At 32.9% G+C, this 25,272-nt stretch carries 27 protein-coding genes; 13 read left to right on the top strand and 14 right to left on the bottom strand.

What is annotated here, in order from left to right; all coding sequences use genetic code 11:
- Positions 1-28: 28 nt before the first annotated feature.
- The 6 genes from V7P73_RS09135 to V7P73_RS09110 all read right to left on the bottom strand — a co-directional run bounded on the left by V7P73_RS09135 (position 29) and on the right by V7P73_RS09110 (position 5,962).
- Positions 29-934: a hypothetical protein gene (locus tag V7P73_RS09135; protein WP_333852910.1), complete on the bottom strand. Its 906-nt coding sequence runs from the start codon at positions 932-934 to the stop codon at positions 29-31.
- Positions 931-1,608 (bottom strand): RadC family protein, encoded by a 678-nt coding sequence (radC, locus tag V7P73_RS09130; protein WP_333852909.1) that lies wholly within the window; start codon positions 1,606-1,608, stop codon positions 931-933. Before radC ends, V7P73_RS09135 begins: the two co-directional genes overlap by 4 nt.
- Positions 1,609-1,631: 23 nt before the next feature.
- Positions 1,632-2,273 carry a hypothetical protein gene (locus V7P73_RS09125; RefSeq protein ID WP_333852908.1) on the bottom strand — a complete coding sequence of 214 codons (642 nt, stop codon included), beginning with the start codon at positions 2,271-2,273 and terminating at the stop codon, positions 1,632-1,634.
- A 12-nt stretch (positions 2,274-2,285) separates the two neighbouring features.
- Positions 2,286-2,885, bottom strand: coding sequence for a murein L,D-transpeptidase catalytic domain family protein (locus V7P73_RS09120; protein ID WP_333852907.1), 600 nt, complete (start codon positions 2,883-2,885; stop codon positions 2,286-2,288).
- A 61-nt stretch (positions 2,886-2,946) separates the two neighbouring features.
- Complete coding sequence (locus V7P73_RS09115; RefSeq protein WP_333852906.1) at positions 2,947-3,615, bottom strand: ABC transporter ATP-binding protein; 669 nt, start codon at positions 3,613-3,615, stop codon at positions 2,947-2,949.
- Positions 3,616-3,634: 19 nt separating this feature from the next.
- On the bottom strand, positions 3,635-5,962 hold the full coding sequence (locus tag V7P73_RS09110; RefSeq protein ID WP_333852905.1) for an ATP-dependent helicase: 2,328 nt from the start codon (positions 5,960-5,962) through the stop codon (positions 3,635-3,637).
- A 146-nt stretch (positions 5,963-6,108) separates the two neighbouring features.
- Here V7P73_RS09110 and V7P73_RS09105 point away from each other — a divergent pair, with 146 nt between their 5' ends.
- Positions 6,109-7,188 carry an FUSC family protein gene (locus V7P73_RS09105; protein WP_333852904.1) on the top strand — a complete coding sequence of 360 codons (1,080 nt, stop codon included), beginning with the start codon at positions 6,109-6,111 and terminating at the stop codon, positions 7,186-7,188.
- A gap of 1 nt (position 7,189) precedes the next feature.
- Here V7P73_RS09105 and V7P73_RS09100 read toward each other — a convergent pair whose 3' ends face one another.
- The 4 genes from V7P73_RS09100 to V7P73_RS09085 are packed head-to-tail and all read right to left on the bottom strand — an operon-like array spanning position 7,190 to position 9,685.
- Complete coding sequence (locus V7P73_RS09100; RefSeq protein WP_333852903.1) at positions 7,190-7,534, bottom strand: hypothetical protein; 345 nt, start codon at positions 7,532-7,534, stop codon at positions 7,190-7,192.
- Between the two features lies 1 nt (position 7,535).
- The gene (locus tag V7P73_RS09095) at positions 7,536-7,718 is read right to left on the bottom strand and encodes a hypothetical protein (protein WP_333852902.1); all 183 of its coding nucleotides are present in this window, start codon (positions 7,716-7,718) and stop codon (positions 7,536-7,538) included.
- Complete coding sequence (locus V7P73_RS09090; RefSeq protein ID WP_333852901.1) at positions 7,719-8,777, bottom strand: hypothetical protein; 1,059 nt, start codon at positions 8,775-8,777, stop codon at positions 7,719-7,721.
- Positions 8,774-9,685: a glycosyltransferase family 2 protein gene (locus tag V7P73_RS09085; protein WP_333852900.1), complete on the bottom strand. Its 912-nt coding sequence runs from the start codon at positions 9,683-9,685 to the stop codon at positions 8,774-8,776. Before V7P73_RS09085 ends, V7P73_RS09090 begins: the two co-directional genes overlap by 4 nt.
- A 156-nt stretch (positions 9,686-9,841) precedes the next feature.
- On the opposite strand from V7P73_RS09085, the gene V7P73_RS09080 reads away from it, so the two are divergent.
- The 5 genes from V7P73_RS09080 (at position 9,842) to V7P73_RS09060 (ending at position 16,481) form a co-directional block, all read left to right on the top strand.
- A complete protein-coding gene (locus V7P73_RS09080) occupies positions 9,842-11,026 on the top strand; it encodes an MFS transporter (protein WP_333852898.1) in 1,185 nt (394 codons plus the stop codon).
- A 35-nt stretch (positions 11,027-11,061) separates the two neighbouring features.
- The gene (locus V7P73_RS09075; protein ID WP_333852896.1) at positions 11,062-12,588 is read left to right on the top strand and encodes a SulP family inorganic anion transporter; all 1,527 of its coding nucleotides are present in this window, start codon (positions 11,062-11,064) and stop codon (positions 12,586-12,588) included.
- A 593-nt stretch (positions 12,589-13,181) separates the two neighbouring features.
- Positions 13,182-14,774, top strand: a complete 1,593-nt coding sequence (locus V7P73_RS09070) for a peptide chain release factor 3 (protein WP_333852894.1) — start codon at positions 13,182-13,184, stop codon at positions 14,772-14,774.
- A gap of 228 nt (positions 14,775-15,002) precedes the next feature.
- Positions 15,003-15,419, top strand: a complete 417-nt coding sequence (locus tag V7P73_RS09065; RefSeq protein WP_333852892.1) for a hypothetical protein — start codon at positions 15,003-15,005, stop codon at positions 15,417-15,419.
- Positions 15,420-15,554: 135 nt separating this feature from the next.
- Positions 15,555-16,481, top strand: a complete 927-nt coding sequence (locus V7P73_RS09060) for a DUF4349 domain-containing protein (RefSeq protein ID WP_333852890.1) — start codon at positions 15,555-15,557, stop codon at positions 16,479-16,481.
- 54 nt (positions 16,482-16,535) lie between these two features.
- Here V7P73_RS09060 and V7P73_RS09055 read toward each other — a convergent pair whose 3' ends face one another.
- Positions 16,536-17,045 carry a tetratricopeptide repeat protein gene (locus V7P73_RS09055; protein WP_333852888.1) on the bottom strand — a complete coding sequence of 170 codons (510 nt, stop codon included), beginning with the start codon at positions 17,043-17,045 and terminating at the stop codon, positions 16,536-16,538.
- Positions 17,046-17,260: 215 nt separating this feature from the next.
- Here V7P73_RS09055 and V7P73_RS09050 point away from each other — a divergent pair, with 215 nt between their 5' ends.
- The 6 genes from V7P73_RS09050 to V7P73_RS09025 all read left to right on the top strand — a co-directional run bounded on the left by V7P73_RS09050 (position 17,261) and on the right by V7P73_RS09025 (position 21,971).
- Positions 17,261-17,941, top strand: coding sequence for a MarR family winged helix-turn-helix transcriptional regulator (locus V7P73_RS09050; protein WP_333852886.1), 681 nt, complete (start codon positions 17,261-17,263; stop codon positions 17,939-17,941).
- Positions 17,938-19,407, top strand: coding sequence for a phytoene desaturase family protein (locus V7P73_RS09045; RefSeq protein ID WP_333852884.1), 1,470 nt, complete (start codon positions 17,938-17,940; stop codon positions 19,405-19,407). The genes V7P73_RS09050 and V7P73_RS09045 overlap by 4 nt, the downstream gene beginning before the upstream one ends.
- Before the next feature lie 6 nt (positions 19,408-19,413).
- On the top strand, positions 19,414-20,247 hold the full coding sequence (locus tag V7P73_RS09040) for a phytoene/squalene synthase family protein (RefSeq protein ID WP_333852882.1): 834 nt from the start codon (positions 19,414-19,416) through the stop codon (positions 20,245-20,247).
- 80 nt (positions 20,248-20,327) lie between these two features.
- Positions 20,328-20,801: an SRPBCC family protein gene (locus tag V7P73_RS09035; protein WP_333852880.1), complete on the top strand. Its 474-nt coding sequence runs from the start codon at positions 20,328-20,330 to the stop codon at positions 20,799-20,801.
- Positions 20,798-21,253, top strand: a complete 456-nt coding sequence (locus V7P73_RS09030; RefSeq protein ID WP_333852879.1) for a beta-carotene hydroxylase — start codon at positions 20,798-20,800, stop codon at positions 21,251-21,253. The genes V7P73_RS09035 and V7P73_RS09030 overlap by 4 nt, the downstream gene beginning before the upstream one ends.
- 10 nt (positions 21,254-21,263) lie before the next feature.
- The gene (locus V7P73_RS09025; protein WP_333852877.1) at positions 21,264-21,971 is read left to right on the top strand and encodes a lycopene cyclase domain-containing protein; all 708 of its coding nucleotides are present in this window, start codon (positions 21,264-21,266) and stop codon (positions 21,969-21,971) included.
- A 280-nt stretch (positions 21,972-22,251) separates the two neighbouring features.
- Here V7P73_RS09025 and V7P73_RS09020 read toward each other — a convergent pair whose 3' ends face one another.
- Both V7P73_RS09020 and V7P73_RS09015 read right to left on the bottom strand, forming a co-directional pair.
- Positions 22,252-23,673: a sugar MFS transporter gene (locus V7P73_RS09020; RefSeq protein ID WP_333852876.1), complete on the bottom strand. Its 1,422-nt coding sequence runs from the start codon at positions 23,671-23,673 to the stop codon at positions 22,252-22,254.
- A gap of 120 nt (positions 23,674-23,793) precedes the next feature.
- Complete coding sequence (locus tag V7P73_RS09015; protein WP_333852875.1) at positions 23,794-23,940, bottom strand: hypothetical protein; 147 nt, start codon at positions 23,938-23,940, stop codon at positions 23,794-23,796.
- Between the two features lie 185 nt (positions 23,941-24,125).
- On the opposite strand from V7P73_RS09015, the gene V7P73_RS09010 reads away from it, so the two are divergent.
- Positions 24,126-24,878: an NUDIX hydrolase gene (locus V7P73_RS09010; protein ID WP_333852873.1), complete on the top strand. Its 753-nt coding sequence runs from the start codon at positions 24,126-24,128 to the stop codon at positions 24,876-24,878.
- A gap of 80 nt (positions 24,879-24,958) precedes the next feature.
- Here the strand turns inward: V7P73_RS09010 and V7P73_RS09005 are convergent, their stop codons facing one another.
- Positions 24,959-25,240 (bottom strand): FoF1 ATP synthase subunit delta/epsilon, encoded by a 282-nt coding sequence (locus tag V7P73_RS09005; RefSeq protein WP_333852872.1) that lies wholly within the window; start codon positions 25,238-25,240, stop codon positions 24,959-24,961.
- Between the last annotated feature and the right edge of the window lie 32 nt (positions 25,241-25,272).

Below are 25,272 nucleotides of genomic sequence, written 5' to 3'. Positions count from 1 at the left end.
TAATACTTTTTGCTTTAATAAAGAATTTTTAATTGAGAAACAACGATTTCTTAATAATCTGTAAGATTAAATCTTTTTTGCTAACCTGGATACAAGGATAAGGCCTCAATTCTGGACGAAAACCTCTGAAAAATTCTTCTACGGCAGGTATTTCACTTCCTTCAAAATCGAAAATTTTGGATTCTATATTTTCAGAAATTACTTTATCAATTAAATAAGATGATCCGCTCAATTTCACAGAGTCTCTTTCATTATAAGTTCCTAAAAGCGCCAAAGAATAATTTTCTTTATAAATAGCAATCATATTGATGAGCTTTTGATGATAAAAAAAACCGTAGAAATCTAACTTATCATTGAGATGAAATTTTGATAAAAGATTTATAAACTGCTCCAAATCTTTAGCATCTGCTCCTAAACCTGTACTTCTGATAAAATCTTTAATCTCTTCTAAATCAAAATTTTTAATAATTTCTGAATTATCTAAAACTTCTTGATCTAGTCTAAGTTTTCTTTTTCTTTTAGGAGAATATTTTTGTCTTACAGTTTCATAGTTGTCAGGAAAAATTAAGAAATTATTTCTTTTTTTCAAGGGTTTTGAAAAAGAATTGACATCATTGAATCCATAATACAAAATAGAATATTTTTTAACAAAATAGTCATAAAACAAATCATTAATCTCTACAGAATCAATTTCAGAAAAGATGCCTAATTGCTGGCAAAGTTTAGGATTGATAACGATTTTTATCCCGAATTTATAAATCAAGGGAACAGGCATTACAGCTTCATAATCCTTATAAACCAGCAAATCCCACTTTTTGTTTGTGCTAATGTCTAAAAAACTACGTTCAGCGTAAAATTTCTTCTGAACAGCATTTTCTATACATCTGTTATATTTTTCAAAATCAATTTCTTGATATTTCAGCCGTCTAATCATAAAACCCCTTCTTCTTTAAAACTATAAAATTTATTTTGAGTAATAATGATGTGGTCCAGTAATTCGATATCCAATAATTTCCCCGCTTCATTTATTTTATTGGTTATAGTAATATCTTCCTGACTTGGCTTCAAACTACCTGCTGGATGGTTATGAGCGACAATGATTCTTGTTGAAAAATGTTCCAATGCTGTCTTGAAAATAACTCGTACATCAGCTACAGAACTTGCAATTCCACCTCGGAAAAGACAAGTTTTGTAGAGGATTTTATTTTGATGATTCAGAAAAACAGCCCAAAATTCCTCTGTTGACAAATCCGAAAGATGTGGTTGCAAAACTTCGAAAACATCTTTGCTGCTGCTGATTTGTTGTCTTTCCAGAACTTCCTGCTGAGATTTTCTATTTCCGATTTCCAAAGCCGTTGCAATAGAAATGGCTTTTGCCTCGCCTACTCCTTTGAATTTCATCAAATCTTTGATAGTCAATTGACTTAGTCTATGCCAATTATTTTCTACTGAATTTAAAATTCTTCTTGCTAATTCTACAGCAGACTCTTCCCTATTTCCGCTTCCCATAATGATAGCTAACAACTCCGAATCCGAAACTGAAGCTTTCCCTTTCAACAGGAATTTTTCTCTTGGGCGGTCGTCTTCCGCAAGGGATTTTAGGTTCAAAGTTTAAAATTTTTAAAGTTTTATTAATTTTTATTATAATAACAATTAGGATTATTCCATTTCAATGTCTTTGCATAATCAAACAAGCTTTCAACACCAACTAAATTAAAAATTGGGTCTTGATCAACTGACTTTTTGTTATGTACTAAAATGTAATTTTCGGAATTTTGTGATTCAAAATAGTTTATTTCTGGAGACTTTTTTAAATTTTTGATTTTCTCTAAAATAAAATCATAATTCTCAATTACATCTTTCACAGTTTTAAATTCTTTATTAATTAATGGAAATAATTCACTTTCATTTCCAATATTTATATTTGAGCCTATTCCACCATTGCAAGAAAATGTTGTAAATGAATATCCTCCAATTTCAGTTACTTGTATATTTTCAGGATAATTAAAAACATCTTTACTTAAGCCGTATAAAACAATTTCGCCTTTATTTTTGATTCTTAAACGTGTAGAAACTTCTTCCAAAGTTACATCTTCGTGTCCCCAAATTTCTATAACTTCTACATTTTCAATTTTATTTAAATCTTCTTTAATATGATTCATTTCTCTCTTATAGAAAAATCCTTCATAAACAAAAAATGTAATCACAAGAATAACAAATATCCCAAGAATTGAAATTGAAATCCATTTTAAAATTTGAACAATTATTTTCATACTTTATCAGGATTAATTGTAAGCGTAAAGAATTATGTTTTTATCCGATTTATCAATGTGCTGTTCCAAAATCTTAAAGAAATTGTCAGAAACCATCGGACAACCCCAACTTAGACAGATTTCTTCTGTTTGTTCTTTATCTGGAACGCAATCTAATCTGTGAAGAACAATTGCTCGTTTTCTTGCATTGCTATTGGTTTTATCCAGTCCGTCCAATCTATACGACAAACCAAATTGACCTTTATATTTTTCCGAAATCGCATACTTTCCAAGAGATGAACAGCGGGAATTATTTTGATTACTGAATTTCAATTGTTCTTTCTGTTTCCCGGCTTCAGAACCAGAACCGTGAGCAACCAAAGCTTTTTGGATAACTTTTCCGGTTTTCAAATCGATGACAAAAAACCTGAATTGTGAAGACGGAATTGAGAAATCAATCAAAAAAGCTTTATCCTGATTATAATCCGAATCTCGTATAAATGTCTTTAAATCAGATATTTTTTGAGAAAGATTATTTTTTGATTTTACTGATACAAATGATTGATTTTCCTGAGATTTGACTTCGCAGGAAATCAAGAAAAACGATAAAAATATTAGTAAAAATGTTTTCAAGGAAATGTGTTTTTCAATCTAAACGGCTAATTAAGCCAAATAATATTTCTCAATTAATGAATTACAAAACAATCTGTCCGTCTTTCATAACCAACTTTCTATCGGTACTTTCTGCCAAAACAGAATTATGTGTTACAATCACAAAAGTCTGTTGATATTTGTCCCTCAAATCAAAAAATAATTGATGAAGTGCATCTGCATTTTTGGAATCAAGATTCCCAGTTGGTTCATCGGCGAAGATAATTTTTGGAGAATTAATCAATGCTCTTGCAACCGCAACTCTTTGTGCTTCTCCACCGGATAACTCTGATGGTTTGTGATGCAATCGGCTGGCAATGTTCAAATCTTCAAAAAGAGAATGTGCTTTTTCAATCACTTCTTTTTCAGGAATCCCACCAATTTTTGTAGGTAACAAAACGTTTTCCAGCGCCGTAAATTCGGGCAATAATTGATGATTCTGGAATACAAAACCAATATTTCTATTTCGGAATTTGGACAATTCTTTGTCTTTCATTTTCAGGTAAGAATTGCCATCCAAAGAGATTTCAGTTCCGAATTTTTCAATATCAGAAGGATTATCCAATGTTCCCAGAATCTGAAGCAAGGTAGATTTTCCAGCTCCAGATTCTCCCACAATAGAAACTACTTCACTTGGCTTTATATGAATGTCAACACCTTTCAGAACCTCCAAAGTTCCATAAGATTTGTGTATGTTTTTTGCTCGAATCATTTATTAATGTGATATTGAGTTATATTTTGGTCAATTTAGCAAATTTCAAGATAAGATTTTTCTCGCCTTCATTTTTGAAAATGACTTTTGCTTTGATATTTTGAGGGTCGGTTCCATCCAAAAATTCTACTTTCCCAATTCCGAAACGGTCGTGTCTCACGTTATCTCCTACCTGAATATCTTCTGAAGACGAACCGCTTGGATTGATGATTCTTGCCGTAGCAATTGGTTTCAACTGTTTTGGAACAGGCGTATTTACATTTCGTTCAATTGTTTTCTTTTCTTCCTTCTTTTTGAAAAATCGAGGTTCTGAAGGCGTGTCATCAAAGATATTAGAATTGATTCCCGAACGATTGATAAATTTCAATTCCGCCACAGGATTTATCATTTCTACATATTTGTTGTCTATTTCGCTCAAAAATCTGGATGGTTCTGCGTCGGTAATTTTTCCCCATTGGAATCTGGAAACAGCGTAAGTGAAGAAAACTTGCTTCTCCGCTCTTGTCAATGCCACATAAAACAAACGTCTTTCCTCCTCCAATTCTTCTCTTGTGGATGAACTCATAAAACTTGGAAAAAGATTTTCTTCGAGTCCAACTAAATGGACTACTGGAAATTCCAAACCTTTCGACAAGTGAATCGTCATCAACGAAACTACATTCTTATCATTATCTTTATCATTTTGAGTATCAGACGACAAGGCAATATTTTCCATAAAATTGGACAAACTCGGGTCGCCACCTTCAATCTGAATTTGCTCATCGATAAAACCCTGCATCGAGTTCAGCAATTCCTGAATATTCTCTACTCGGGAAATCCCTTCCGGCGTTGCATCTTCTTTTAAAAACTTAATCAAACCACTTCGTTTTGCCACTTCCATCGCAACATCGTAAACATTTTCTGTTTTCAACATCACTTGGAAGGCTTTTATCATTGCCCAAAAATCGCCTAACTTGGTCAAAATTCCATTATTAAGACCTAATTGTGGCGCATAAAACCCAAGATTATCAAGAACTTGAGCAACAGGAACATTCTGAGAATCTGCAAAAACAACCAATTTATTTTGAGTAGTTTCTCCAATTCCTCTTGCCGGATAATTTATGATTCTTGATAGAGCTTCGGAGTCATTTTCATTAACCAAAATACGAAGATAAGCCAACAAATCTTTTACTTCTTTCCTTTGGTAGAAAGACAATCCGCCATAAACTTTGTACGGAATATTCTTTTTTCTGAGTGCATCTTCAAAAGCTCTAGTCTGCGAATTGGTTCTGTAAAGAATTGCAAAATCAGAGTAATGTCGTTGTTGTGTATTGTGTAATTCGAAGATATTAGCAGAAACGAAATTTGCTTCATCCGCATCAGAAAGACTTCGGTAAACTTTGATTTTATCTCCGACCTCATTCTCACTGAAAACATTTTTTTTGAATTGCTGTAAGTTTTTAGAAATAACAACATTTGCCGCATCCACGATATTTTGAGTCGAACGGTAATTTTGTTCTAAAGAAACCGTCACTGCATCAGGATAATCCTTTTTGAAATTCAGGATGTTGTGGATATTCGCACCACGGAAAGAGTAAATTGATTGAGCATCGTCTCCAACCACACAAATATTCTCGAATTTTGAAGCTAAAGCTTTGACAATCAAATACTGAGAATGATTCGTATCCTGATACTCATCCACCAAAATATATCTGAATCTATCTTGATATTTTGCTAAAACTTCTGGAAAACGAGTAAGTAATTCATTGGTTTTCAATAACAAATCATCAAAATCCATCGCGCCATTTTTGAAACAAGCTTCGACGTATTTTTTGTAAATATTGCCCATGTGTTTCATATTCGCTTTCTCATCAGCCTCCATCAATTCCGGATTGTTGAAATAAGCGTTAACCGTGATAAGATTGTTTTTATACTGAGAAATTCTTGATAAAACTTTCTTCGCTTTATAGATTTCTGAATCGATGCTCATATCCTTTATGACTTTTTTCATCACGTTCAGAGCATCTTGCATATCATAAATTGTAAAATTGGAAGGATAACCGAGATGATGACCTTCGCTTCTCAAAATTCTCGCAAAAACCGAGTGAAAAGTTCCCATCCAAAGCGAACGCGCATTGCTATCTCCTACGAGTTTTGCGATACGTTCTTTCATTTCCTTCGCTGCTTTGTTGGTAAAAGTCAAAGATAAAATATTGAAAGGGTCTACTCCATTCGTAATCAGATGCGCAATTCTCATCGTAAGTACACGTGTTTTACCAGAACCTGCACCAGCCAAAACCATCAAAGGTCCTTCCAAGGTGGTAACTGCTTCTAACTGAGGTTCATTCAATCCTTTCAAATAATCCATTCTATTCTCAAAATTTTAAGATAACAAAAATAGCGTTTTTTATGCAATTTCTCATTTCCTGAAAGTTTGAATTTCGACATTTATAGGCTAATTTTGCAAATGAAATATTGAATCTAATAATACTCTAAAAATCAATCAAAGTAATCTTGAAATCCGACTATATCAAGAAAGAAATTCTTTCTTTTTTCAAATTAAAACCTTCGCCTAGAAGTTGGCACGTTCCATTTTTAGCTGGATTGGCAGTCGGAATTCCGTTGATGTTTGGTTACTTTTTAGGGGATATCAAATCTGCTCTTACTGCTAGTTTGGCAGGTTTGGTAATCATTTATATCCCAACAAGCAATGATTTTATAGAGACGATGATGAAAATGTTTGTCTGCTCTTTTGGGATGATTATTTCTTACGGTTTGGGATTGACTTTTAGTTTTAATCTTTGGATTGGGGCTTTAGTTTTCGGGATTTTTTCGGCAATTGCTTATTATACTACAAGATATTTTAATCTAAAACCGCCGGGAAGTTTTTTCTTTATAATGATGGCTTCTATGGCAATTGGACTTCCGCATCATCCGGAATTAATTCCTAAACGAATAGGAATTTTCACCATTGGGACTGTGAGTGCTTGTCTTATTTGTCTAATTTACTGCGTTTTAAATTTAAAAAAAGAAACTAAAAAAAATCTCACTACTTTTCATATCAATCCTTATGTGAATCTTGTAGAATCTCTTATTATCGGAATTTGTATGTTGGTGTCGGTTTTTATTGGAAAGTTTTTTAACCTCGATTATCCTTATTGGATTCCGATTTCCAGCTTGGCAGTTTTGCAAGGCGTGAACCAATATCATATTTGGAAACGTGGTTTGCACCGGATTATCGGAACCACAATCGGACTTGGAATTGCTTGGTTAATTTTCTCATTTGTCACTTCTCCATTTCTAATTTGCGTTTGTATAATTGCTTTACAAATCATTGTAGAAATGTTGATTACAAGACATTATGCATTAGCTGTAATGTTTCTCACACCAATGGGAATTCTGCTTGCTGAAACCGGAAGTTCTACTTCACTTAATCCCGATTATTTACTTCAAATGAGATTGTTAGAAATATTAATTGGAAGCGCAATAGGTTGTATTGGCGGTTGGTTTTTGTATAACGAAAGAGTTAGATTTAATTCCATTAAACATTTGAGAAGATCGAAAGTCGTTTTAAGAAAAAGCTTTCAAAAATAATCTATCTGATATTTACAATCAACATTAAAATCATCAATGCTGCAATCCCAATCAAAATCGAATTAGCTTGTGACAGTTGAATTTTATTACTTTTCTTCAATCTAACTGATTCCATTATCATAAAAGTTAACCATCCAACAACTAATATCAGTGCCAAAACTCCCAGAAAAACTTGCGAATCATAAGCTGCAATAAACAAAAGCACACAAGTTGAAGCTGCTCCAACTATAAGACTCACAGCTCTTATCAAAGTGTGAATTATAACTTTTTGAGTGGTAATTTGAACGATTGGTTTCTTGCCATCGTCCTCCTTGATATCAAACAATTCATTAAATTCTTCATTCATATTATTTCTGTTTTTGATATAATTTAATGAAAAAAGCAGTTAAGCCTGCATAAGCCAAAACCTGCAACATACTCGTTATTGTATAGATATTTTGTGAAAATCCAATCTGAGGAAATATATAAATCAAATGGGTCAATGTCAGAATTGCTAGAGAAATAATGGCTATTAGTGTGTGGTTTTTCATCTAAATAGTTTTATGAATTAATTCATCAACCAATATCGCTAATTTTTTTGAAACATTCTTTAATGAATATAATTGAAAATCAAATATTTGATTTTTCACTTCATAAAATTGTGATTGTAAATCCTTTTTTTCTTTGATAATGAATTCTAAATCCGATTGATAAAATTCTGGAAAAATAGCAGATTTTGCGTATTTAACAGCGTCTCCAATATTACCACTGATTTTAGTTTTACCATAGATTTCTTTGACAGAGAAAAATTCAGTTTCATTCTGAATTGGGCAATATAAAAGATCTGATTTCTTCATCCAATCATCAAATTCTTGCTGAGGAATTTTGTTTTCAAAAAACTGTATTGTAATGAATTGCGGAAGTTTATCTACAATTGACTTTAATTTTTCTAATTCTTTCCCAGAAGCTTTTCCAAGGAAAATAATTTCATAATTAATTCCAATATTTTCAAAGTTTTTCAGTTTGTTAAGAAATGAATCATAATCTCTCCTACTTTGCGAAACAGCGCCAGGAATAACAATTCTGATTGTTTCTTTTTCTGAATTTTGAGATTTAAATTGATTAAAATAAATCGGTAAAAATTCGAGCTTACTTTTCTGGGAAACCACTTCATCAATTCCTAAAAGATATTTTGACTGTTGATAAACTTTCGGAGCTTCCAAAAGTCCTTCTTTTAAGAATAATTTGAGTCTGTATTTGAAATCTTTCTTAAAAATACTTTTAAACAATTCCCATTTTGAAGCTTTGGTAAAATTCAAATTATGAACAAGAATTGCAGTATTAAATTTCTTTACAATCGCTTGATAGAAAATAAAGTGACGATGAACAGTCCCAATAATAATCAAATAATACGTTCCCTTTTCCAGCGTCTCCAAAAGCTGAGAATAATCCGTTAGGTAAACATTTTTCTCGTGAATGTTTAACAACTTAAAAACTTTCTCAGAAAAATAAAAATCAATAGAAATATCTTGAGAACCTTTAGTTAGCTCATAGAAATTATTTGCTAATTCTGCGTGTGTATCGAGTTCTACGTAAGCAATTCTTTTCATAAACCAAAGTTTTTGAAAAATTCTTTCCAACGCAGATTTCGAATAAATTGGATTTCTTCTTTGCTTAAATTTCGTTTATCTTTTTGTTTCAGAAAAGAATTAATTGTAATGCAAAACTCTTTTGCCGAATGATTTCTAAAACTGGATTTAGCAGAAGAAATCATTGCCAATGGCAAATTCAACCCAATATTATAAAAGTATTGACCTAATTTTTCGGCCTTTTGGTCTTTGTATTTATAAGCTGTTGGGCGCAAATGTTTTACCCAAAGGTCTTGAATTGTGATGATTTCCCAATTATTTTTTTTAGCCAATAAAATATCCAAATTATCCCAACCTAAAACAGTTCTTAAACCATCCATATTTTCAAAACATTCTTTTCTATAAGCTTTTATCGGACCACGAACGTGATTTTTGGAAGATAAATTTTCGAAAACCCAATCTTGATTTTTATTACTGAAATCTTCCCAATTTTCATTCGGATTTCTCAGGTTTTTGATCTCAGGATTTTGTTTATAATTTCTAATATAAACTAAACCAGAAACGATTCCTGCTTTTGGATTTGATTCAAAAATTTGGTTGACTTTCTCTAGATAATTCTGAGAAAAAACTATATCTGCATCGTATTTGCAAATCACATCAAAACTTTTCCAATCAACAGTTTCTAAACCTTTATTAAAAGTTCTCACTACCTTTGCGCCAGGCTGGTGCTCTGATTTTGGTAAATTTAAAACTTTAAAATTTGAAGTTTTGGATATAAAATCTTCAACAATTTGTTGAGTTCTATCCGTCGAGCCATCATTCACAACAATACAAACGAAATCCTGAAAACTCTGGCATTTCAGAGATTCTAGACAAGGAGAAATATTATTTTCTTCGTTATGCGCCGGAATAATGATGAGAAATTTCAAACTGAATTAAAAAATTAAGAAGCCGAAAGTTACAGATTTTTCTAATATTTTCTGACTATTATTGATTCCGTCTATAAAAATTATTGATTAATTAACCGTAAAGATTCCCATTGACAAGTTTATAAGAAGTAATTTTGCACTTTGATTTTTAATGTTATGGATGCAACGATTGGACAAAGCAAAAACTTCTCATTTTCCATTATTTCCTACGTCTTTTTCACATTTATAGGTTATTTTATCATAGGATTATCATTATCTGTTTTACCAATTTTTATTAGCAAAGGCCTTGGATTTAGTATGCTGGTTGCAGGAATTGTGATTAGTTTACAATATGTAATGACATTTTTGATGAGAGCTTATTCGGGAAAAATAATTGACAGCAAAGGTCCAAAACCAGCCGTTTTAATCAGTATGTTTGGTTTTGCTTTTACAGGTTTGGTATTGATAATGGCCTATTATTTCAGGTTCTCTCCTATCATCAGTTTGTTATTTTTAATTATCACAAGGCTTTTTACAGGCGGTGCAGAAGGAATGGTTGGCGCAAGTCCTATTAACTGGGCAATAATGACTTTTGGAGAAAAACATACGGCAAAGATTATTTCTTATAATGGAGTTGCTTGTTATGGAGCATTAGCTTTAGGCGCTTCTTTGGGCGTAACGATTGTAAAATATTCCAATTTTTACGGATTGGGAATTTTAATTATTTTCTTAGGATTACTAGGTTTTTTCATCGCAAGAACCAAAGAAAACCGAACTGGAAAACAATCTGAAGAAGAGCAAAAATCTTTTTGGAATGTTCTCGGGAAAGTCGCGCCTTTCGGACTTTGTTTGGCTTTGGGAGGTTTAGGATTTGCCACAATTTCTACTTTTATAACACTTTATTACGATTATTACCATTGGCAGAACGGCGCGATGTGTTTGTCTGTGTTTGGAATTTTGTTCGTTGCGGGTAGATTAGTTTTCAGTAATGCAATTAATCGATTTGGTGGAATCAACGTTGCGATTGCGAGTCTGGCTGTTGAAACATTAGGATTAACAATCATCACATTGTCCTATCATCCCTATTTTGCATTAATCGGTGCAGGAATTACAGGATTAGGATTTTCATTGATATTTCCAGCTTTAGGAGTAATGGCAATGAAAACCGTTCCTTCTTCCAATCAAGGTTCAGCTTTGGCTGGTTATGGTTTGTTTATCGATATTTCTCTAGGGATTACAGGTCCGTTGATTGGCGGTGTTGCTGATGCGTTTGGTTTGCCCTACATTTTCCCTTTCAGTATCGGAATTGTAATGTTAGGTCTAGTCTTGGCCTACTATCTGAAAATGAATCAATCCAAATAAAAATTAATTCTACTATTTTCGCATTTTAAATTTTTATGCAGAAAGTTCTCAATCTTTTTGATTTCTCTCAAAAAGTCAATTATAAAAACGAAATCTTCGCGGGATTAACCGTTGCAATGACAATGATTCCGGAATCTTTGTCGTTTGCGATTCTTGCTGGATTTTCTCCATTAACCGGTTTGTATGCAGCATTCATAATGGGATTAATTACTGCCATTTTCGGCGGAAGGCCAGGGTTAATTTCTGGAGGAGCTGGCGCAACAGTCATTGTTTTAATTCCATTAATGATTTCACACGGCATCGAATATGTTTTTGCAACCGTCGTTTTAGCCGGAATTATCCAAATCATTATTGGAATTTTTAAATTGGGGAAATTTATTCGATTGGTTCCGCAACCTGTGATGTACGGTTTTGTGAATGGATTAGCCATTGTGATTTTTATGTCACAGATTAATCAATTTAAAATGCAGGGAACTGAAAATTGGCTGTCAGGAAATCCTCTTTATATAATGCTTGGATTGGTTGCTTTGACAATTTCTGTCATATTAATATTTCCAAGGTTAACGAAAGCAATTCCAGCTTCTTTAGTTGCAATTGCGGTGACTTTTGCATTAGTAATGATTTTTGGAATCCAAACTAAAACTGTTAACGATATTGCCAATATTGCTGGAGGTTTTCCACCATTTCACATCCCGAATGTTGAATTGTCATTTGATGTTTTGAAAGTGATTTTTCCATTTGCTTTAATTATGTCAACGGTTGGATTAACGGAAGGTTTATTGACTTTAAATCTAGTTGATGAAATTACAAATACCAAAGGAAACAGCAACAGAGAATGTGTTGCACAAGGAACTGCTAACATCCTGAATGGTTTCTTTTTCGGAATGGGTGGATGTCCAATGATTGCTCAGACTTTGGTGAATCTGTCAGCTGGAGCAAGAGCAAGATTATCCGGAATTATCGCTGCTTTGGTTATTCTTTTCATTATTCTTTTTGGTGCGCCAGTTATTGGAAAAATGCCGGTTGCTGCCTTGGTTGGAGTAATGATTATGGTTTCTGTTGGAACGTTTGAATGGGCAAGTTTCAAAGCTATTAAGAGATTTCCGAAGTCTGATATTTTCGTGATGGTAGTTGTGACGTTAATTACTGTTTTCCTTCACAATCTGGCTTTGGCGGTTTTGATTGGTGTGATTATTTCGGCTTTGGTTTTTGCTTGGGAGAGTGCGAAAAGAATCCGTGCAAGGAAGTTTGTTGATGATGAAGGTGTGAAACATTACGAGATTTTCGGGCCATTATTTTTTGGCTCTACGACTGTTTTTGCAGAGAAATTTGATGTGATGAATGACCCAGAACAAATAATTATCGATTTTAAAGAAAGTCGTGTGGTTGATATGTCTGCCATTGATATCCTGAATAAACTGACTGAACGTTATCAGAGTCAGGGAAAAACGGTTCGCCTTAAACACCTGAGTCCAGATTGCAGGCGATTGATAAAAAACGCTGAAAATGTGGTTGATATTAATATTATCGAAGACCCGGAATATGGCGTTTTGAAAAGTTGATATTTTATCGCAAAGTCGCAAGAGTTTTAAATTTAAATATCTTAAAAGTCGCAAAGTGAGATTGGGATTTTATAAGGAATTTTATTTTTATATGTCTTCGAGAGCCTCAGACTGACAATCCAAAATCAAAACTGCTATTTCGTTCTGCTAATCGTTTTGTAACCTCCGTCAAAGTTGTTTTGTTTCCCACGGTTGTTTTGTAACCTTCGCCAATGTTGTTTTGGTTTCCTACGGTCGTTTTGGAACTCCCACCAAAGTTGTTTTGCTTCCCACTATTGTTTTAGAATCTCTGCCAAAGTTGTTTTGTTTCAAAACGCTGTTTTGGAACCTTCGCCAAAGTTATTTTGTTTCCCACCACTGTTTTGGAACTAAAACTTTTTTTCTTTTGATGAATGTTGATTGGACGACAAATCCCCTAGCCCCGAGTGCAGCGGCATCCTTTTTTGTCTGAACTGAAAACTTTGTTTTGATGGCAAAACTTCTAAGACAAAAAAGATATAGCGGAAAGCGGGATTAGCTCCTAATTAATATTACTAAAACTCGATTTTCAAAATCCAACTAAAATCACGATTTTTGCAATCTCAAATTTTATTATGTCTTTACAACAAGAAATCAGCAAAAGAAAAACTTTCGGAATCATCTCCCACCCCGATGCGGGAAAAACTACGTTGACGGAAAAACTCCTGCTTTTTGGAGGGGCGATTCAGGAAGCTGGTGCTGTAAAATCCAACAAAATCAAAAAAGGAGCGACTTCTGACTTTATGGAAATCGAGCGTCAGAGAGGGATTTCTGTGGCAACTTCGGTTTTAGCTTTTGAGTACAGAGACCACAAAATCAATATTCTGGATACGCCTGGCCACAAAGATTTTGCAGAAGATACATATCGAACGCTGACTGCGGTTGACTCTGTGATTGTTGTGATTGACGTTGCAAAAGGGGTTGAGGAACAGACCGAAAAACTGGTGCAGGTTTGTAGAATGAGAAACATTCCGATGATAGTTTTCATCAATAAACTCGACCGTGAAGGTAAAGATGCTTTCGATTTGCTGGATGAAGTGGAACAGAAATTAGGTTTGACGGTTTGTCCGCTTTCTCTGCCGATTGGTATGGGAAGCGACTTCCAAGGGATTTATAATATTTGGGAAAATAACATCCAATTGTTTTTGGAAGAAAAAAAACAGAAAGTTGGTGAATCTCTGAAAATTGATGATATCAACGATTCTCAAATTGATGAATTGGTTGGCGAAAAAGCAGCGAAAACTTTGCGTGAGGAATTGGATTTGATTCAGTCTGTTTACCCAGAATTTAATCGTGAAGATTATATGAATGGAGATTTGCAGCCGGTTTTCTTTGGGTCTGCTCTTAATAATTTTGGCGTTCGTGAGTTACTGAATGCCTTCATCGATATCGCACCAATGCCTCAGCCGAAAGAAAGTGAAACGAGATTGGTAAAGCCTGAAGAAAATAATTTCACTGGATTTGTGTTCAAAATCCACGCGAATATGGATCCAAAACACAGAGACCGTCTGGCGTTTGTGAAAATCGTGTCCGGAACTTTCAAAAGAAATGAAAATTACCTGCTTGTAAGAGAAGGTAAAAAAATGAAGTTCTCCTCTCCTAACGCGTTCTTCGCAGACAAAAAGGAAGTTGTGGACGAGAGTTTCCCTGGCGATATTGTCGGACTTCACGATACGGGAAGTTTCCGAATTGGCGATACTTTGACAGCCGGCGAAAAATTGAGTTTCAAAGGAATTCCGAGTTTCTCTCCGGAACATTTCCGTTACATTAATAATAACGATCCATTGAAAGCGAAACAATTGGCGAAAGGTGTTGACCAGCTAATGGACGAAGGTGTTGCTCAGTTATTTACGCTGGAAATGAACAACAGAAAAATCATCGGAACGGTTGGTGCGCTTCAGTATGAGGTGATCCAATACCGTCTGGAACACGAATATGGCGCAAAATGTTCTTACGAACCTATCAGCATCCATAAAGCGTGTTGGGTGGAAGCGGATGAAAAGTCTGAAGAATTCAAAGAATTTGCGAGACTGAAACAGCGTTTCTTAGCAAGAGACAAATATGACCAGCTGGTTTTCTTAGCCGATTCTTCTTTTACGATTACAATGACTCAGGAAAAGTTTCCGAATGTGAAACTGCATTTTATTAGTGAGTTTCAGAATCATTAAAATATATAATCCGCAGTGTTTTCTGCGGATTTTTTGTTGGAAGAAATTTTATATTTTAAATAAATCAATATATTTGAAACTAAGATAAATTACCCTTGAAAACTCTAACTATACAGTACGACAAATTAAAAATTGTAGGTTATCTATTATTAAGCATTCTATTATTAATAATATTTGGAATAATAATGTTTAATTCTGAATATCTTGCTTCCAAAAAACCTTCTTCAAGTGGAAGAAATAGATGGGTTGGAGAATTGTTTTTATGAAAATGCATCTTTATTATTTGTCTTCTGTTTTATTTTAAACTTATTATTCTTATTTCTATTAATTCATCTAATAACCAAATTAATTAAAGGTAAATTAAGCTTATCAAAAAAAGATGAAATAGTATTTATTGATGGATATTTTTTCGTTGATATTGCTAACATCGAAAAAATAGAATTATTTGAAAGTAATAAAAACTCTTCTTTATTGATTTATGTTAAAAATCTTAGAAATGTAAGTGAGAAAAGGAATTCAAAACTTGATAAAATTAGATTAAAATTTTTTTCTTATTTAAATTACAACAAGATATCAATAGTATTAACTTTTCTAAAAGATAATTCAAAAAATTATAATGTAATAAAATCATTTATAATTGATTAAAATTTTTGTAAATCATTTGTAAAATCAATTTAAATATTTGATTTCCATTGGATTAAAATATTACAAAAAGTTTCGGATTCATTTACAAATCATTCTTTCGGTTGTTGGATAGCTTTACATCATAAAATTATCCCAATGAAAAAATTAATATTGACCGCAGTTATTTTGAGCACACTTACGATGTGTAAAAAAGCAGATTTACAGGAAGCTAATAATACAATCGCCAGTGCAGATTCTTTGATTGATAAAGCTTCTGAAACAGTCATCAATCTTAATACTGATGCAGTTTTAGATTCGGTAAATCTGAAAGCTAAAGATTTGATTAAGAATAAAGAAGACATCGAAAAAGCCTTTGAGAATAGCAAAAATAAAATCGATTCTATTTCTGAGAATGTTGAAAAGTTCAAAAAAGATATTGAAGAGAAGAAAATCAGTTCTAATATTGATTCGATAAAAAATCAAATGAAAAAAGAAATCTCAAAACCAAAAACCGTTACCAAAGTTATCTACAAAGATAAACCTGTGAAAAAAGAACCAGTTGCGCCAGTTAACGCAATGGTAAAAAATGGTTCCGTTGAACTGAATGTAGATGATATTGCTCTAGCAAAACAATCGGTAAGAGATATTATCAGAAAATACGATGGCATCATCCACACAGAAAATTTGGTTAGTAATGATGAGTTTCAGACTTTGTATTTGACGACAAAAGTTCCTTATGATAAGTTTGATTATTTGGTAGAAGATTTATCGATGTTGGGAAGCATTCATAATAAAAACCTTGAAGTTAAAGGCGATTCCTACAATCCGAATAAACTTTGCAGTCTGGAAATTACTTTATACGACAATCATCTGAAACCAAAAGAATCGGAAAATCAAAGTTTTGGAGAAAAATCTGCAGACGCCATTTCGTCCGGCTGGAAAGTAATTGGCGATATTTTACTTTTCCTTCTACCTTTTTGGCCAGTTTTCGTGATTGGCGGTATGGGATATTATTTATACAAAAAGAAATATGGTAATGGAAATGATAATCTACCAAACAAAGATTCTGAAGAGAACTCATAAAAAGAAAAGACGCTTAGATTATAAGCGTCTTTTCTATTATTGAAAATTTGATTCTTAGTTCATCAAGCTTTTGCTTAAGTTAAGCGCATCTTGGTTTGAGCCGTCATACTGCAAAGATTTTGCGATATATTGTTTTGCTTTTTCCTTATCTGTATCCTTATCTTGGAACGCGATGAAGAAATAAGCGTAAGCTAAATTTTGTTTTGCAGCATCCACTTCTTCTGGTTTAACTTTGGTGATATATTGCTCATAAGCAGCTTTTGCACCTGCATTATTTTTAGCTGACTGATTGGCGTAACCGATGCTGTAATAAGCCGGAGCCCAATCTGGAAGGATTGCTGTGATTTTGTTCCAAGTAGCGATGGCAGATGTCCAATCGTTGGCATTTTGATAAGCAGTTGCCAATCCCACCAAAGCTTCTGTATCACTTGGATTTGTAACTATTTTTTGATTAAGTGTTTCTATCTCTGCGTTGGTTGCCGGATTTGTTTGTGCACTAATCATCCCTACTGTCATTAATGAGAACCCTAATAATAGTCCTTTAATTTTCATATTCGTTTTCATAACCTTTTATTTAAAGTTATAAGGTATATGGCAAGTACAATTCCACAAATTGGAAAAATTTTAAAACTTTAAAGTTTTTAAGATTTTTTTAAGAATGTTAATTTATGATTTAAGAAATTTTAAAATAAATTCTTGTCATTATTAATTTTAAGTATATTTTTAGAGTATTTAGGCACAATTATTGGTACATTTTTTAACTATCACAAAAAATGAAAATGAATTTTAGAATAATTAAAGATGTTATTCAACTCATAGAAAAATTTGATTCTGAAAACACAGGAGAGAGTTATTCTGATGATATCGATGGATTCAAACATTGGATTTATGATAACGAGGTCAGCAGAATACAATCAGTTAACGATGAGCCGATTTGGGAAGGTAAGGAAAACGGAAGAACTCCGGAAAGCGTTATCAGCACCTTGTTGGTTCATCTTAACCGATATGCAAAAACTTATTCCAAATCTGCAATTTCCGATTCGGAATTCAACACTCAGGAAGAATTCATTTACTTAATCAATCTAAAATCTTTTGGTACAATGACTAAAATGGAATTGATTAAAAAGAATATTCAAGACAAATCTACAGGTGTTCTTATTATCAACAGACTTATAAAACTAGGTTGGGTAGAACAAACCAATTCACAAACCGATAAAAGAACCAAGGTTCTGAAAATCACAGAAAAAGGTTTATATACTTTGGAATTACAAATGGATAAAATCCGAAATGCTACCAATATTGTTACCGGAAATCTGAGCTATCCTGAGAAAATAGAACTCATCAAAATTCTGGATAAATTAGATAAATTTCACCATCCTATTTTTTCAAAAAATATAGAAACGCCCAATCTTATAGATACGGTTTATAAAGAATATTCATTCGGAAAAGATAAATTATGAAGAAAAAAATAGCAATTATCGGTTCGGGATTTTCAGGCTTATCTGCTGCTGCTTATGCTTCGAAAATGGGAAATGAAGTTCACGTTTTTGAGAAGAACAACAGTTTGGGCGGACGTGCAAGAAGTTTCCAGACAGAAAATGGCTATACTTTTGATATGGGTCCGAGTTGGTATTGGATGCCGGATATTATTGAAAATTTCTTTAATGATTTTGGAAAAAAAGCATCTGATTTTTATGAATTAATTCCTCTTAATCCACAATTCGAAATGGTTTTTTCTGATGGATTGATGGCAATTCCGGAAAGTTATGAAGAGATGAGAATTCTTTTTGAACAAACTGAAAAAGGTGCTGGAAAACGATTGGATGATTTTATGAAAGATGCCCAATACAAATATGAAGTTGGGATGAAGGATTTCGTAAACAAACCTTGTTATTCGTGGTTTGAATTTGTTTCTCCGAAGATTGCTAAAAGTGTATTGAAATTGGATTTATTGTCTAATTTTCATCAATTCGTTAGGAAATACTTTTCCAATCCAAAGTTGATTACTCTGATGGAATTCCCTGTGATTTTCTTGGGAGCAGCACCAAAAGATATTCCGGCTTTATATAGTTTAATGAATTATGGAGGTTACAAATTAGGAACTTGGTATCCAATGGGTGGTTTCATCAAAGTGATTGAATCGATGGCTGAAATTGCTTCAACTCAAGGTGTTAAATTTCATCTCAATTCTGATGTTGAACAAATCATTATTGAAGATAAAAAAGCATCTGGAATCCTTGTAAATGGAGAACATCTGAAGTTTGACAAAATTATTGCTTCTTTAGATTATCATCATACCGAATCAAAATTATTATCAGAAGAATATAGGAATTATGATGAAAAGTATTGGACAAAGAAAACTTTTGCACCTTCTTGTTTGATATTTTATCTCGGATTCAAAGAAAAAATTCCGAATCTGAAGCATCATACTTTGTTCTTTGAAAATGAATTAGATCTTCACACAAAAGAAATCTATGATGATAAAAAATGGCCATCAAAACCATTGTTCTATGTTTGTTGTCCATCTAAAACGGATGAAAATTTAGCGCCAGAAAATTGCGAAAATGTTTTCTTGTTAATGCCAATCGCAACAGGAATTGAAGATTCTGAAGAGATGCGAGAAAAATATTTTCTGGAAATGATAACAAGATTAGAAAATCATACTAAAACTAACAATCTTCTATCCATAATAGATTATAAAAGAAGTTATTGTATTGATGATTTTGTGAATGATTACAATGCTTATGAAGGGAATGCTTACGGTTTAGCAAACACATTGTCACAAACCGCAGTTTTGAAACCATCTTTAAAAAATAAAAAAGTCAAGAATCTCTTTTACACAGGACAATTGACAGTTCCCGGACCAGGCGTTCCACCATCGATAATTTCTGGAAAAATAGCAGCAATAGAAGCCAACAAAAAATAAACTACTATGAAAAAATTATTTGACGAACTTTCTTACAAAGTAAGCAAAGCAACTACAAAACAATACAGTACCAGTTTTTCGTTGGGTATTTTGGCATTGTCACCAAAAATTAGAAATTCTATTTATGCTATCTACGGTTACGTCCGTTTAGCAGACGAGATTGTCGATAGTTTTCACGGTTTTGATAAGCAGAAATTATTATCAAGATTCCGAGATGAAACATTGTTAGCTCTGGAAGAGAAAATTTCTCTTAACCCTATTCTGCAGTCGTTCCAAGAGACAGTTCATAAATATGAAATTGATTATGAATTAATCAATCAGTTTTTAAGAAGTATGGAAATGGATCTTCACAAGATTGATTATAATTCTGATTTGTATAAAGAATATATTCTTGGTTCTGCCGAAGTCGTTGGTTTGATGTGTCTTCAGATTTTTGTTGATGGTAACAAAGAAGAATTTGAAAGATTAAAACCTTTTGCAATGATTTTAGGATCTGCTTTCCAAAAAGTGAATTTCCTGCGAGATATGAAGGACGATTATGAAATTTTGGGAAGAACTTATTTCCCCAATGTTGATATCACTTCTTTTGACCAAAATGTAAAATCAGAAATTGAAAAAGAAATTGAAACTGAATTTTCACAAGCTTTAGAAGGAATTAAAAAACTGCCAAATTCGTCCAGATTTGGAGTTTATTTGGCTTACAGATATTATGTTTCGTTATTCAATAAAATCAAGAAAACTTCTGCCAATAAGATTATTAACCAAAGAATTAGAATTTCTAACAGTCGCAAAATATCATTGATGATGGGCTGTTACGTAGAATATAAGTTTTCCATATAAATTGGAACTGATTTTGTTTAGTCAAAAATGCACAAGTATTACTTTATCAATCGTGATAATGTAAGTTTAAATGAAAGAAAATGAAACATCAATTAAAAAGAGAACAACAGCTTAATTGTGATATTAAAAAAGCTTGGGAGTTTTTTTCATCAGCCAACAATCTTTCCGTAATCACACCCGAAGATATGAACTTCACCGTGCTTACGAAGTTTGAAAGCGATGATATTTTCGAAGGAATGATTATAGACTATCACGTTTCTCCTTTGTTTAATATAAAAGTGGATTGGCAGACAGAAATTATTAAAGTCGATTATTTGAGGAGTTTCATAGATTTTCAGGCCAAAGGTCCTTACAAATTGTGGCATCATTATCATGAATTTGAAGAAAATGATGAAGGCGTTCTTGTCATAGATATTGTAGATTATGAATTACCACTTGGTTTTCTGGGAGAAATTGCACATAATCTTTTCGTAAAGAAAAAACTAAATCATATTTTCGACTACAGAAAAGAAGTCTTAGAAGTATTATTCAATCAAAAAAGAGAAGCTTCATGAATTTTCTGATTGTTGTAGGCACTTTTCTATTGATGGAAGGTTTTACTTGGTGTGTACACAAGTACGTAATGCACGGTTTTTTGTGGTCGCTCCACAGAGATCATCACGATCATTCTACAGATCCGCCTTTGGAAAAAAACGATTATTTCTTTGTTATTTTTGCGATTCCAGCCATAGCGTTGATGTATTATGGAACTACACAAAACTTCAATTATTATTTTTATATCGGCATCGGAATAACTCTTTACGGAATGTCCTATTTTTTTGTCCACGATATCTTTATCCATCAAAGAATTAAAATCTTAAAAAATACTGAGAATCCATATCTGCTTGCCATCCGGAGAGCTCATAAGCAACATCACAAGCATCTTGGAAAAGAACATGGCGAATGTTTCGGCTTTCTTTGGGTTCCTATCAAATATTTCAAAATGTATTTCAATAAAAAAAAATAACCATTATATAATGCAACTTACTTATTTGCTGATTAATTTCTTCACCGTTATTATCTGCTTTATATTTTCTTTTCATCCAAAAATTAATTTCCAAAGACATTTTCGTGCCTTTTTGCAGTCATCAGTTTTGGTAATGATGGTCTTTGTAATTTGGGATGCGTGGTTTACAAAAATGGGCGTTTGGTGGTTCAATGATGATTATTTGATTGGAATGAGATTACTCGGTTTACCTGTTGAGGAATGGTTTTTTTTTATCTGCATTCCTTTTTCGTGTATCTTTACCTATCATTGTTTGACCAAATTTTTTCCGATGGATTGGGATTCTTTGCGTGATAAAATCTTCGTTATAGGATTTGGGATAATTTCTCTCTTTATTGCTATTTTATTTTATGATAAGATTTACACTTTCATCACATTTTTAACCTTAGCAGTCAGTATGATGGTGTTAAGATTTGTTTTAAAAGCGCAATGGATAGGAAAAGCATTTACAATTTATCTGATACTTCTGCCTGGATTCTTAGTCGTAAATGGAATATTAACAGGCTCAGGACTAGAAAATCCAATCGTCAATTATAATGCAGAAGATTTCATCGGTTTTAGAATTGTGACTATCCCAATAGAGGATTTCTTTTATGGTTTCGAATTAATTCTTTGGAATCTTTTTTTCTTCAAAAATTTTAAAATTGATGAGTTGGAAGAGGCTTATTTGGAAGAATAATTCTTTTTAGGCTTAATTAGATATAATCCGGTATTTCTAATAATCGGGTCTATTGACTTTTCGGCCACAACAAAAGTGCCTATTGTTTTGATTTTAGAAGGATAAAGATATTTAAATTGGAGTTATTGTAAATTTGTTTTTAATTCTCTTGGACCAGGAATTATCTATAGTTAGTGGATGTCTAAAACAATTGCTTGCTGAGGTAGTTATTTAAAATCTGTTTATTAAAGTCAAAAAAAAACCTGCTCTATAGCAGGTTTTCATATTATAGAATTAAATCTTAATGTCTGGATTTAGCATCGGCATCTTGCTTTACATGGCTCAGATATTTGGTACAATAACCACCAAAAATCAAAATCACAAGATAACAGAATACAGGAATCACAAAGGAATGTTGTACACCAAACTGGTCTGCCAAATACCCTTGGAAAATCGGAACAATTGCACCTCCCAAAATCGCCATTACAACTAATGATGAACCTTGACTTGTGTATTTTTCTAAACCGGAAATTGCCAAAGTATAAATGTTAGAGAACATAATAGAGTTGAAAATCCCAATTCCTAAAATGCTGTACATCGCCAATGGTCCTTGATTCAACATTGCAGAAATTAATAAAACAACATTCACCGCAGCGAAGATGGATAAAGTTCTTGCCGGAGCAGATTTCCCGATAAAGAATGCTACGAAGTTCAAAGCAATAAATACCAAGAAGAAACTAATCTGTGCAAACGTCAAATCAACAATACTGAAAATTACTAAGAAAACCGCCGCTGCTGCTCCTAACATATACAAAGCTTTCTTACTTTGGCTAATAGAATGATTCAATGAAATAGCACCTAAGAAACGACCAATCATCGCACCACCCCAATATAGCGAAAGGTAATTTTTACTAACAGATTCGGTAAGATTCATAATCTGTGGCTGCTCCAAAAAGCTAATGATAAAGCTACCTACAGCCACTTCCCCACCTACATAACAGAACATCGCCAAAACGCCGAACTTCAAATGATTGTGTTGCAAAGCACCGAAACCTTTTACAACTTCCTCACCTGCCACTTTGAAATCTGGTAACTTAACTCTAGAGATAATCAAAGCCACTAACAAAAGAATGCCTGCAAAAATCAAATAAGGAATCTTAGTTGCTGCTGCAGAGAAAGAACCATCTGCCTCAGAGAATAATTCGAAAATCAAATGACCACCCAAAACCGGCGCAATCGTTGTCCCAAATGCGTTGAAAGCCTGAGTCATATTCAGTCGGCTGGATGCAGAATCTTCTGGTCCTAAAAGAGAAACATAAGCATTCGCCGTGATTTGTAATACTGTGAATCCCAATCCTAAGATGAACAAAGCACCTAAGAATAATGGATAAGAAGCCAAACTTGCTGCCGGAAAAAATAATACACAACCTAAAGCTGCTACGAAAATCCCGAAAAGAATTCCTTTTTTGTAACCCATTTTATCAATTGGATCGCCTTTGGTCGTTGAAATTAAAAAATAGATTAATGAGCCGATAAAATAAGCTCCAAAGAAACAAAACTGCACCAACATCGATTGGAAGAATGTCAAGCTGAAAAGCTGTTTCAGATAAGGGATGAGAATGTCATTCATACAAGTGATGAATCCCCACATAAAAAATAAAAGTGTAATAGTAACCAAAGGAACGGTATAATTCCTTTTTGTTCCAACTTCATTGTTTGCCATATATTTTTAATTTAAAAAGAGGCTAAAGATAGCCCCTTTTGTTGATTAATTCTTATTTAGAGACATTAAATTTGTCATTAAAATCAAGTCTTAACATTGTTCAATATAAAATTGATATAATTACGGTTTCAAATCCTCAAACTTCTCATCCGCAGGCAAAATATGCTGAACTTTCTCCACAACCAACTCTTTTGGAACAGAGAATTCTGTAGTCTGTTTGATGTCTAAAGAAGATGCTCCGACTGAGACTTTAATAAAATTTAACATTCTAATAAACAACTCTTATACAGTTGTTTACAGCTAAAAAACAAAATGATTTTACATTGTTTCAATAAAAATCAATGAAAATTACATTAGAAAAAATCTCTAAAAACCTCTTGATTTTTCAAATTTTAACTTTCGTCAATTTTTTATTAATATTTTTGTAACATTGACTTCAGAAACAGAAAAAAATGGATTCTAAAGAACTAATACTAAAACGATCAGAAGAAAATAAACAATTATATATCCCGAACCTATCGGCGGATCCTGTCATTTTTGGTTTTGACCAGAACGAATTGAAAGTTCTACTCGTAAAGATGAACTACAGAAAAATGTGGATTTTGCCAGGCGGATACATTCAAAAAGATGAAGATCTGGATGATGCAGTTGTGAGAATCTTAAAAGAAAGAGCGGGGGTGAATGCTGTTTCTTATCTTGAGGAGTTTGCCGTATTTGGAAGAAAGAATAGAAGCGAGGCTTATTTCGAAGATTTTGATGAAAGCTTATTCCATAAGCAGAGATTCATTACAATAGGATATTACGCATTATATAATCCTTCTAAAATTGATTTGACTACGGATGAGTTCAGTGAAAGTTGCGAGTGGATTTATCTTAGTCAATTGCCTGAAATAGAAATGGCGATGGATCATAAAGAAATTGTTGAGAAAGCTTTGTTAGCTTTAAGAGAAAAAATATCCATCAAACCAATAGGATTTAATTTATTACCTGAAAAATTCACCCTTTCTGAGCTTCAGAAGCTTTATGAAGCTATTCTTGGTAAAGAATTAAACAGAGGAAATTTCTACCGAAAAATCAAAAATCTTGGAATTCTAAGAAAGCTGGACGAACAAAGACGTGGTGGTGCTCATAAAGCGCCAGATCTCTATTCTTTCGACGAAGAGAATTATAACAAAGCACTTGAAAATGGTTTGACAAGCTGGTAATATATAATTAGCTTTTAAAATAAAAAAAGAATCATTAAATAATTAATGATTCTTTTTTGTTTATGTGATTTAAGGATCTTTTATTCGCAAAGAATAATTCCTTTATCATTATTAAATTCTAAAACTCCGCTTTTAATTTCGTAAGAAAATGCCGATTTAGCTTCAGATTCTTTGCTCAAAAATTTCTGATAAGCAGCATCTACTTTCTCTGTGTAGATTTTCACTTTACCATTTACCAAAGCTGATACAATCGCTGCGTGATTTTTAAATATTTGGAATTCACCGCTTTTTCCAGGAAGAAGAACTGAATCTACTTCGCCATCAAAAACAACGTATTCCGGAGTTAAAATTTTTATATTCATTTTTTATGAAATTATAGATTGTAGATTTTAAA

Source organism: Epilithonimonas sp. (genome assembly GCF_036780765.1).
In the GTDB taxonomy this organism is placed as follows: Bacteria; Bacteroidota; Bacteroidia; order Flavobacteriales; family Weeksellaceae; genus Epilithonimonas.
The sequence above is the reverse complement of the archived record's forward strand: the minus strand, read 5'-3'. Positions and strand labels throughout refer to the sequence as shown.